The sequence below is a fragment of the Burkholderia sp. Se-20378 genome, from assembly GCF_017104665.1.
Classification (GTDB): domain Bacteria; phylum Pseudomonadota; class Gammaproteobacteria; order Burkholderiales; family Burkholderiaceae; genus Burkholderia; species Burkholderia lata.
Map to the genome: position 1 here is coordinate 1 of NZ_JAAGPG010000313.1, position 9,961 is coordinate 9,961.

11 protein-coding genes and 2 pseudogenes are annotated in these 9,961 nt (G+C 64.7%); 8 read left to right on the top strand and 5 right to left on the bottom strand.

The window, feature by feature from the left end:
- The 3 genes and pseudogenes from G3N93_RS26210 to G3N93_RS26220 form a co-directional block, all read right to left on the bottom strand.
- A pseudogene (locus tag G3N93_RS26210) lies at window positions 1-330 on the bottom strand (energy transducer TonB); the annotation flags it as partial.
- A gap of 826 nt (window positions 331-1,156) precedes the next feature.
- Window positions 1,157-1,642: an aminoacyl-tRNA deacylase gene (locus G3N93_RS26215; protein ID WP_206134276.1), complete on the bottom strand. Its 486-nt coding sequence runs from the start codon at window positions 1,640-1,642 to the stop codon at window positions 1,157-1,159.
- Window positions 1,643-1,766: 124 nt separating this feature from the next.
- Complete coding sequence (locus G3N93_RS26220) at window positions 1,767-2,744, bottom strand: cysteine synthase A (RefSeq protein ID WP_174986192.1); 978 nt, start codon at window positions 2,742-2,744, stop codon at window positions 1,767-1,769.
- A gap of 145 nt (window positions 2,745-2,889) precedes the next feature.
- Here G3N93_RS26220 and G3N93_RS26225 point away from each other — a divergent pair, with 145 nt between their 5' ends.
- Both G3N93_RS26225 and G3N93_RS26230 read left to right on the top strand, forming a co-directional pair.
- Window positions 2,890-3,378, top strand: coding sequence for an adenosine-specific kinase (locus tag G3N93_RS26225; RefSeq protein WP_206134277.1), 489 nt, complete (start codon window positions 2,890-2,892; stop codon window positions 3,376-3,378).
- A gap of 222 nt (window positions 3,379-3,600) precedes the next feature.
- Window positions 3,601-3,894, top strand: coding sequence for a YciI-like protein (locus G3N93_RS26230; protein ID WP_011352164.1), 294 nt, complete (start codon window positions 3,601-3,603; stop codon window positions 3,892-3,894).
- A gap of 7 nt (window positions 3,895-3,901) precedes the next feature.
- On the opposite strand, the gene corA is transcribed toward G3N93_RS26230, so the two are convergent.
- On the bottom strand, window positions 3,902-4,879 hold the full coding sequence (gene corA, locus G3N93_RS26235; protein ID WP_174933968.1) for a magnesium/cobalt transporter CorA: 978 nt from the start codon (window positions 4,877-4,879) through the stop codon (window positions 3,902-3,904).
- Between the two features lie 179 nt (window positions 4,880-5,058).
- On the opposite strand from corA, the gene cydX reads away from it, so the two are divergent.
- Both cydX and G3N93_RS26245 read left to right on the top strand, forming a co-directional pair.
- On the top strand, window positions 5,059-5,205 hold the full coding sequence (gene cydX, locus G3N93_RS26240; RefSeq protein WP_089472869.1) for a cytochrome bd-I oxidase subunit CydX: 147 nt from the start codon (window positions 5,059-5,061) through the stop codon (window positions 5,203-5,205).
- Window positions 5,202-5,819 carry an ATP-binding protein gene (locus G3N93_RS26245; protein WP_174933966.1) on the top strand — a complete coding sequence of 206 codons (618 nt, stop codon included), beginning with the start codon at window positions 5,202-5,204 and terminating at the stop codon, window positions 5,817-5,819. The genes cydX and G3N93_RS26245 overlap by 4 nt, the downstream gene beginning before the upstream one ends.
- A gap of 96 nt (window positions 5,820-5,915) precedes the next feature.
- On the opposite strand, the gene G3N93_RS26250 is transcribed toward G3N93_RS26245, so the two are convergent.
- Window positions 5,916-7,016, bottom strand: a complete 1,101-nt coding sequence (locus G3N93_RS26250) for a saccharopine dehydrogenase family protein (RefSeq protein ID WP_039357959.1) — start codon at window positions 7,014-7,016, stop codon at window positions 5,916-5,918.
- Window positions 7,017-7,264: 248 nt separating this feature from the next.
- On the opposite strand from G3N93_RS26250, the gene G3N93_RS26255 reads away from it, so the two are divergent.
- The 4 genes and pseudogenes from G3N93_RS26255 to G3N93_RS26270 form a co-directional block, all read left to right on the top strand.
- The gene (locus tag G3N93_RS26255) at window positions 7,265-8,047 is read left to right on the top strand and encodes a hypothetical protein (protein ID WP_206134278.1); all 783 of its coding nucleotides are present in this window, start codon (window positions 7,265-7,267) and stop codon (window positions 8,045-8,047) included.
- A 47-nt stretch (window positions 8,048-8,094) separates the two neighbouring features.
- The gene (locus G3N93_RS26260) at window positions 8,095-8,535 is read left to right on the top strand and encodes a hypothetical protein (protein WP_174945358.1); all 441 of its coding nucleotides are present in this window, start codon (window positions 8,095-8,097) and stop codon (window positions 8,533-8,535) included.
- Between the two features lie 81 nt (window positions 8,536-8,616).
- Window positions 8,617-9,282 (top strand): response regulator transcription factor, encoded by a 666-nt coding sequence (locus G3N93_RS26265; protein ID WP_206134279.1) that lies wholly within the window; start codon window positions 8,617-8,619, stop codon window positions 9,280-9,282.
- A pseudogene (locus G3N93_RS26270) lies at window positions 9,258-9,961 on the top strand (two-component sensor histidine kinase); the annotation flags it as partial. The gene G3N93_RS26265 and the pseudogene G3N93_RS26270, both read left to right, overlap by 25 nt.

Genomic DNA, 9,961 nt, shown 5'->3' on the forward strand with positions numbered 1-9,961 from the left:
CGCCTGCACCGGCACTTCCGGCGGCGGGACGACCGGCGGCGGCGGCGGCGCGAATTTCGGCGGCGGGAGTTTGACCACGGGCATCGGCGGTGGCGGCGGTGGCTTGACCGGCTCGATGATGCGGGTTTCGATCGGGTGCTGGATCACCTGCACGACTTTCGTCGCGAGGCCGTTGAGCAGCGCGTAGATCAGCACTGCATGCAGCACCAGGACGATTCCGATGCCGCCGAACCGGCGTACCGGATTCTGTTGCTTCTTGCCGAACTCCCGCGGGCGGCCCAGCGTAGCCAGTCCGCTGTTCGACGTAGCCAGATGTTCTTCGACTTTCATGCCCACCATCCATCCCCCAAGCGATTCGCCCAGTTCCGGATCGCTGCCGGCGGCAAAGCCAGGTCGGCATCGCCACCGCATCAACCCGAACATTTCATTTCAAATTCAATTAGCAATCCGAATTGAAAGAATTACATTCGAATTCCAATTCATTCTTTTTCAAGGAATCGTTCCGGCCGGCGCGGCCCGGTTTTACACCGTAAAACCACGCGCCTGCACGTTCAGGCAATTGTCAGCTGAGCGGGCGGCGCCTCGTGTTTCGTCTGACGATTCGTCGTTCGTTACACGCCGATGTCAATTGCGCCGTTCACTTGGGTGCAGAAGATAGCAAGGAAAAAATTTTGACGTCAAACTTTATTTGATACCCGAATACAAAGTTTGGAGGGTTTATTCAAATAATATTCCGGTAAGCACAAATCAAACTTTTATTATTAAAACGGTAATTGAATTGTATGGATATATGCGAAAACGGATATTAAGTTGTTTCAACATAAATACCGGCATATTTCCCGCACTGCATCAAAATCGGCCACAAGAGAAGCAACCGGGACGGTGCATGCCCTCCTCTCGTCAACGTCCGCATCGGTCGCGCATTGCGCTGTCCGACCACCTCGAACCGGCCGAACAGCGATTCCTCAAGACATCCAACACCCTCTGGATATCCGAACGGTTAATCCGGAATGCGATTCAAATCCAAGGTCGACACATCGACCAAAGATCGACACAATAATTTCGCATATCGAATTAACTATCGCGCGACATACCCACTGCCTCGACACACAACCGTGTCACACAGGCACCGACCGGCGCCGATGCACCGCACGCGTCAGGAGTGCATGCCCTGCATCTTGTGCGAGAAATGCGCGCGCTCGGCTGTCTCCATCAGCATCAGGAATTCATCCTGCATCATGTGGATCAGCGCTTCGTGGTCGCCGGCCTCGAAATAGACTTCCGGCTGCTGCGCGAGACGTTCCTCGAGAAACGTCTTCATGCCGTACGCCATGCATACCGGCGGCAACGCGCCCATGTCGCAATCCTTGAACAGCTCGCGCAGCTCGACCTCCCGGGCGAGCACGAGATGGCGTCCCGTCTTCACCCAGAGATCCGACAGGTGTACGGCGTACGTGGTCGGCAATACGGCGGCGACGTAGCCTTCGTCGTCTTCGAGGAGCACGGTTTTCGCGAGGCGATCGCCGGGAATATGCGCGGCGGCGGCCGTCTCCATGCTCGTATGGCTATAGGGGTGGTACACCACTTCGTACCGCGATGACTTCTGACGCAGGCAATCCTGCAGGGTGGCTGACACAGGCATGGCACACCTCGTCTGGGCGAAACGGGCGAACGGCGTTCGCACCGGATTCGTTCAGCATAGGTCGCATTCCGGCGGATGGAAATCCTCACCGCTCCCGCGCCTCCCACGGGCTCGAATCCCGGGTTCAGTCCCCCGGGTCCAGGCCTTTTTCGCGTAGCCATTCCCGATTGAAAAGCCGCGCGCGATAGATGTCACCACGATCGCACAGCAAGGTCACGATCGTGTGCCCCGGCCCCATCCGGCGGGCCAGCCAGACCGCCGCCGCAACATTGATGCCGCTCGATCCGCCGACATACAGCCCTTCCTCGCGCAGCAGCCGGTAGACCATCGTCACGCACTGCTGATCGTCGATCCGTACGGCGTCGTCGATCGGCGTGCCCGCAAGGTTTTCGGTGACGCGCGTCGATCCGATGCCTTCGGTGATCGAGCTGCCTTCTGCGCCGAGGTCGCCCGTTTTCACGTACCCGTAGAGCCCGCTGCCGTGCGGGTCGGCCAGCACGATCCGGACGTCCGGATTCTGCTCTTTCAGATAACGGCTCACGCCGGCCAGCGTGCCACCCGTCCCGGTCGCGCAGACGAACGCATCGATCGTGCCCGCCGTATCGCGCCAGATTTCGGGCCCGGTCGTCTCGTAGTGCGCCTGCCGATTGATCACGTTGTCGAACTGATTGGCCCACACTGCGTTGTCGAGTTCGTCAGCGAGCCGCCCGGCAATCTTCTGATAGTTGTTCGGGTCACGGTAAGGCGCCGCCGGCACCGGTCGCACCTCGGCGCCGAGCGTGCGCAGGATAGCCAGCTTGTCCGGCGATTGCGTGTCGGGAATCACGATCACGCAGCGATAGCCGCGCGCCGCGCAGATATGCGCCAGACCGATGCCGGTGTTGCCCGCCGTACCCTCGACGACGGTGCCGCCCGGCTTCAGCACGCCACGCCGCTCGGCGTCGCGGATGATGTAGAGCGCCGCGCGGTCCTTCACCGACCCGCCCGGATTCATGAATTCCGCCTTGCCCAGGATCTCGCAGCCCGTCTCGGCGCTGAGCTTCGTCAAGCGAATCAGCGGCGTGCGCCCCACGCAGTCGACGAAGCCTTGTCGCACGTCCATGTCTGCCTCCGTTGCCTTCGTGCAGCGCTCGCGCCACACACAACGAAGGATAGGCCGCCCTCGCGGCTTTCGTCGCCGGCCGCCGCGTATTAAGCTTGAAGGGCCCATTGCGGCGCACGCGCCGCATCGCGAGACGAGGTCCGCCATGCTGCAACTGCACACTGTTGCCATCGACAAGCCCGAGACCGTGAACTTCATCCTCGGCCAGTCGCATTTCATCAAGTCCGTCGAGGACATCCACGAGGCGCTGGTCGGCACCGTGCCCGGCATCCGCTTCGGGCTCGCCTTCTGCGAGGCGTCGGGCAAGCGGCTGGTGCGCCACTCCGGCACCGATGCGGCGCTCGTCGAACTGGCCTGCCGCAACGCCAGCGCGATCGGCGCCGGTCACGCGTTCATCGTGTGCCTCGGCGACGGATTCTTTCCGGTCAACGTCCTCAATGCGATCAAGGGCGTGCCGGAGGTCTGCCGCATCTACTGCGCGACCGCGAACCCGACCGAGGTGATCGTCGCGGAAACCGCGCAAGGGCGCGGGGTCGTCGGCGTCGTCGACGGCTTCGGGCCGCTCGGAGTCGAAAATGACGACGACATCCGCTGGCGCAAGGACCTGCTGCGCACGATCGGCTACAAGGCGTAGGGATAGACTGCCCGGCCCCGGCCTGAAGACCTGGCTGCATTGGAGGTGCGTTGCGGTCGGGATTTCAGGACGGTCAGCGCCCAGACCGTTAGTTGCATTTTTGACGCAATCGCGCCGCCATTCGTGTCGTGTCGCTGGCGTCCGCCTGCCCTATACTGCCCGCAGCAGACTGACTGACGGCGCGCTGACGCACCGGCCGCCGCGATTCTTCCCGGAGCCACCATGCATTACCAGTTGACCTACGAACTCGTCGACGATTACCTGTCCCGTCGCGAACCGTTCCGCGCCCAGCACCTCGCACTTGCGCAGGCTGCGACCGAACGCGGCGAACTCGTGCTCGCCGGCGCGCTGTCGGATCCGGCCGATCAGGCCGTGCTCGTGTTCGAAGGGGATTCGCCGGAGGCGGCCGAGTCGTTCGCGCGCGCCGATCCGTACGTGCAGAACGGTCTCGTGAAATCGTGGCGCGTGCGTCCGTGGCGCGTCGTGATCGGCAAGCACGCGCCGCCCCGCGCGTGAAGCGAGACTACAGCCACCCTGCCCGCTTGAATCGCCACCACAGCGCGAAGTCGGCGACGACCATCACGGCGATACAGCCGTAGAAACCGTATTTCAGGTGCAGTTCGGGCATGTTCGCGAAGTTCATCCCGTAGATGCCGGCGATCATCGTCGGGATCGCGAACAGCGCGGCGAACGAGCCGAGCCGCTTCGTCACTTCGCTCTCGGCCAGCGAAATCATCCCGAGATTGACCTGGATCGCCGTGACCACCATCTCGCGCCGCCCTTCGATCGTCTTCACGATCCGCTGCAGATGGTCGTACACGTCGCGGAAGTACGGCTCCATGCCGCTGCAGACCTGCGGAATGCGCCCGCCGGTGAGCTTCGCAAGCGGCTCGACCAACGGCGCCGTGTGCTGGTACAGCATCACGAGCCGGCGCTTCAGCGAATAGAGATCCTCGATGATCGCGCGCGACGACGCGGGCGTGGCCTTCGCGAAGATGCGGTCCTCGAGCTCCTCGAGCTCGGTGCCGAGCGTTTCGAGGATCGGGAAATAGCGGTCGACGACCTGGTCCATCAGCGCGTAGAACACGAATGCCGAGCCCTCCTGGAGCAGATGCGGCTCGCGCTCGCAACGCTTGCGCACGTCGCGGAAATCCTGCTCGGTATGGTTGCGGATCGACAGCACGTAATTCGGTCCGACGAACACGTTCAGCTCGCCGACGTTCAATTCATCGTCGTCGTCCAGCTCGACCATATGCAGCACCGCGAACAGCGAATCGCCGTACTCCTCGATCTTCGGGCGCTGATGCCCCTTGCGGGCATCCTCGAGCGCCAGTTCGTGCAGCCCGAACTCCTCGCCCATCAGGTCGAGTTCGGCAGGCGTCGGATCCTTCAGCGCGACCCACACGAAGCATTCGGGCTTCGACACGTAGTCGCTGATGGCGTCGATATCGATGTCGGCCAGCTTGCGGCCGTCCTGGTATGCAGCACAGTTGATCAGCATGTTGTCCGTGATGTTGCGGTTTGCGCATCAGTTTACCGGTTTGCTGCGCGGGCGGCCCGGCTTGCGCGGCACGGCGATATTGGTCATGATCGGTCTGCGTGCGCCGCAGCATGCGCACCCGGACACTTCGGACCACAAGCCGCACGGCCGTGCGGCCCAACCGTCAAGGAGACTGACCCATGTGGTATTTCTCGTGGATACTCGGCATCGGCGTGGCGCTCGGCTTCGGCATCATCAACGCGATGTGGCTGGAAGCGGAGGTCTTCTCGCGCGGCGACAAGCGCAACGGCGCGTCGGGCCCGCGCTCGGGAGGCAAGGCTTCGTGACGCACCTGGTGTTCTTCTGCGGTCACGCCGGCACCGGCAAGACCACGCTCGCGAAGCGGCTCATCGGGCCGCTGATGCGCGCGACCGGCGAGGCCTTCTGCCTGCTCGACAAGGACACGCTGTACGGCCGCTACAGCTCGGCCGCGATGGGTGCGCTCACCGAGGATCCGAACGACCGCGACAGTCCGCTCTACCTGAAGCACCTGCGCGATCCCGAATACCAGGGCCTGCTCGACACGGCCCGTGAAAATCTCGCGCTCGGCATCGGCGCGCTCGTGGTCGGCCCGCTGTCGCGCGAAGTGCGCGATCGCCGCATTCTCGACCGTGCGTGGCTCGGCATCACACCCGACGTCACGCTGACGGTCGTCTGGGTCCACACGTCGGAAGACGTCGCGCACCAGCGAATCGTCGCGCGCGGCAACCCGAACGATGCCTACAAGCTCACGCACTGGGACGAATATCGGCAGCGCCGCTTCGTGCCGACCGGCCACGAATGCGACGGTATCGTGATGTTCGACAACACCGCGCCGTCCGACGCCGACGTCGACACCTTGCTGTACCGCATCGCGCCGCCCCCTCCCGCGGCCACGATCGTCCCGCCGCTGCCGGCCTGACCGCCGCCCTTTTTTCGTTCCCCGCAAAAAACAACGCCGGAAGCGCTGCTGCGCTCCCGGCGTCGTACGGCCCTCGTGCCTGAGGCTGGCGGGTGGTCAGGCCACTTCGTGCACGCGCTCCATCGTGCCGCCTTCGTACAGCTTGCCGAAGCGGTTCGACAGGAACGCCTTCAGCGACACCTTTTCCTGCGGGATGAAACCGCTCTGCGGCAGCTTCTTTTCGCGGAACAGATCCAGCACCGCGCACATCGCGCCGGCCGTCGTGATCTGGATCGCGCTCATGTGCATCCCGCACACGTCCTTCGCGAAAATCTTGCGCGTGAACACGTCCTGCACCAGCTGGCCGTCCTTCACGCCCGTCACCGTGATGAACACGAGCACGACGTCCTGCTTCGTCGACGGCACCGCGCGGCGCATGATCGACTTCAGCGTGTCACGGTCGGTCGACAGGCGCAGGTCTTCGAGCAGGAACTGCACGAGATCGCGGTGGCCCGGATAGCGCACCGACTTGTAGTCGAGCGTCTCGACCTTGCCCGACAGCGTTTCGCACAGCGTGCCGAGGCCGCCCGACGTGTTGAACGCTTCGTATTCGGTGCCGTCCAGCGAGAAGTGCTCGAGGCCTTCGAGCGGCTGCACCCATTGCTTGCGGCCGTCGCGGATCGCTTCGCACGGCTGGCAGTATTCGTTGATCAGGCCGTCGACGCTCCACGTCAGGTTGTACTTCAGCGCGTTGGTCGGATACTCGGGCAGCGCGCCGACGCGCATCTTCACGTCGCGTACTTCGCTGAAGCCGTTCACCAGCTCATGTGCGGCGAGACCGATGAAGCCCGGTGCAAGGCCGCACTGCGGCATGAACGCACGGTCGGAGCCTTCGGCCAGTTCGCGGATCGCGTGGGTTGCGCGCACGTCTTCGGTCAGGTCGAAGTAGTGCACGCCGGCAGCCTTCGCGGCGGCGGCCACGTTGACCGCGAGGTAGTAAGGCAGTGCGTTGACGAGCGCATCGAAGCCCTTCACGGCTTCGCGAATCGCGTTCGCGTCGGCCGAATCGACCCGTTGCGTCGCGATGCCTTCGCGCGACAGCTTTGCAAGCGCATCCGCATCACGGTCGAACGCGACGACTTCGTAGTCGCCCGTTTCACGCAGCATGTGAGCAATGGTGTGGCCGATCAGACCTGCGCCGACGATGGCGATTTTCATGCGCTTATCTCCTGATGATGGGTTGGTGTTGTGAACGGCGTTGAGCCATGAACACAGTTTAGGGACGCTCAAAATCAGTTCCAAGACGAAGAATGATGCGAAACGACCGATAATTTCGACGTTCCGACGACACATTTCGTCGAAACGTCGAAATGGCGCTTTTTTCCCGCTGCCGGCCTCGCTATGGCTGGCCTAAGTCTTGGGTTTCAGACTGCATGCCGACCACCCGATTGCCAAGGAGGCATCGCATGCAATCCCTGCCCGCCCATCGCCCGCCGCACTGGCTGAACAAGGTGCCCGACGTCGCACTGTCGTTCTGGATCATCAAGATCATGTCGACCACGGTCGGCGAAACCGGCGCGGACTTTCTCGCGGTCAACGCGGGGCTCGGCCAGACCGTCACCCGCGTCGCGATGGCGTCGCTGCTCGCGATCGCGCTGTGGCTGCAGTTGCGCACGCGCCGCTACGTGCCGTGGATCTACTGGCTCACGGTGGTGCTGGTCAGCATCGTCGGCACGCAGATCACCGACCTCCTCACCGACGTCCTGAACGTCAGCCTCTATGCGAGCACCGCCGCGTTTGCCATCGGGCTCGCCGCGATCTTCTTCGTGTGGCATCGCGTCGAAGGCACGCTGTCGATCGACACGATCGTCACGCCACGGCGCGAGCTGTTCTACTGGGCCGCGATCCTCTGCACGTTCGCGCTGGGCACCGCCGCGGGCGATCTCGCCACCGAGGCGCTCGGGCTCGGCTTCACGCTCGGCGCGCTGTGCTTCGGCGCATTGATCGCGGCCGTGTTCGCGATGTGGCGACTCGGCGCCAATGCGGTGCTGGCGTTCTGGATCGCGTACATCCTGACGCGCCCGTTCGGCGCGTCGCTCGGCGACCTGCTCACGCAGGCCCGCACCTATGGCGGGCTCGGCTTCGGCGCCGCCTGGACGAGCCTGCTGTTCCTGACCGTGATCGTGCTGCTCGTCGCCGTCGCGCAGTTCGGCAGCGGCCCGCGCACGCCTGCCGGCACCACCGAATGACGCCCTTTACTTTCCGCTCTTTCCCTTCATCGAATCGAGGACACGCCATGCGCATCCCCCATCCCGTTTCCCGTCTCGCCGTTGCCGCGGCCACGATTGCCCTGCTGAGCGCCGCCGCCGGCTGCTCGAAGCAGCAGGATGCGAACGCAGCGACTTCGGCGCCCGCCTCGGCCGCCGCATCGCCTGCTGCGGCCCACGCCTCGAAGCTCGGCGACCTGTCGCAGTTCCGCACGATCGCCGTCGACGTGAACACGCTCGTCGCCAAGGGCGACCTGCCCGGCGCGAAAACGCGCATCAAGGATCTCGAGATCGCGTGGGACTCGGCCGAAGCCGGCCTCAAGCCGCGCGCCGCCGCCGACTGGCACATGGTCGACCAGGAAATCGACCGGGCGCTTTCCGCATTGCGCGCGGACCATCCGACCCAGGCCGATTCGGCCGCCGCAATGAAGAACCTGCTCGCGGCCCTCGACCGGTTCAGCGGCAAATAAGGATCGCCGCGCGCCGCGACGCGTGACGCACGCGCGGGAATCGCATACGCTGGCGGCGTTTGCGCGGCACGGAGAACACGCATGCGAATACTGCTCGTCGAAGACGACCCGATGATCGGCGAGGCCGTCCATGCCGCGTTGAAGGACGCGTCGTACGCCACCGACTGGGTCACCGACGGCGTGCGCGCGTTGACCGCGTTCGCCGCGCAGCCCTACGACCTGATCCTGCTCGACCTCGGCCTGCCCGGCCGCGACGGGCTCGACGTGCTGGCCGCCATCCGCGCGAAGGACGCCAGCGCGCCGCTGCTGATCGTCACCGCGCGCGACGGGCTCGACGATCGCCTGGCCGGCCTCGACGGCGGCGCAGACGACTACATCGTGAAACCGTTCGAGATGGCCGAGCTGCTCGCGCGGATTCGCGTCGCGATCCGGCGCCGGGCCGGTTCGGCTGCGCCGCTGCTGAGCAACGGCATCGTGTCGCTCGATCCGGCCACGCGCGAGGCCGCCGTCGACGGGCACGCACCCGTGCCGCTGTCGAATCGCGAATTCGCACTGCTGCGCGCGCTGCTGGTGCGCCCGGGTGCGATCCTGTCGCGGCGCGAGCTCGAGGATCGCCTGTACGGCTGGGGCGAGGAAGTCGAAAGCAACGCGGTCGAATTCCTGATCCATTCACTGCGCCGCAAGCTTGGCAGCGCCGTGATCAAGAACGTCAGGGGTGCGGGATGGATGGTTTCAAGAAACGGCTGAACGAATCGATCGGGTTCCGCCTGTCGGTCGCGCTGTCGGCCGCGATCCTGGTCGTCGCGACGGTCGCGGCCGCGTTCGCGTTTTCATCGGCATTCGACGAAGCGCACGAATTGCAGGACGACGTGCTGCGCGAGGTCGCGACGCTGCTCGACCGCGAGCACACGCCGTCGCTCCATACCGACGGCACCGGGCCCGCGCGCGAAAGCGACGAGCTGTCGCGCGTGATCGTGCAGCCGCTCGGCGGCACACCGCAGCCCGGCAGCGACGGCACGCCGCCGCTCGCGCTGGCGCCAACGCTCGCCGACGGGCTGCATACGGTCGATGCCGGCGGCAGCACGTATCGCGTGATGGTCCGGACCTTCGCGAACGGCGAGCGCATCGCGGTCGCGCAGGAAGCCGGCATGCGCGACGACGTCGCACGCGAAAGCGCGTGGCGCACCGCATTGCCGCTGCTGATCCTCGTCCCGATCCTGCTGCTGCTCGTCGCCGATCTCGTACGCAAGCTGTTCCGCCCGGTGGCCGTGCTGTCCGCCGGCATCGATGCGCGCGACGAGCACTTCTTCCGCGAACAGCATCAGCTGGCGGTCCGGATAGATGATCTGGCCGTCCTTCGTGACAACGCCGAGGCGGTCGCCGTCGCCGTCGAACGCGAAGCCGATCTCGGCGTCGGTGTCCTTCA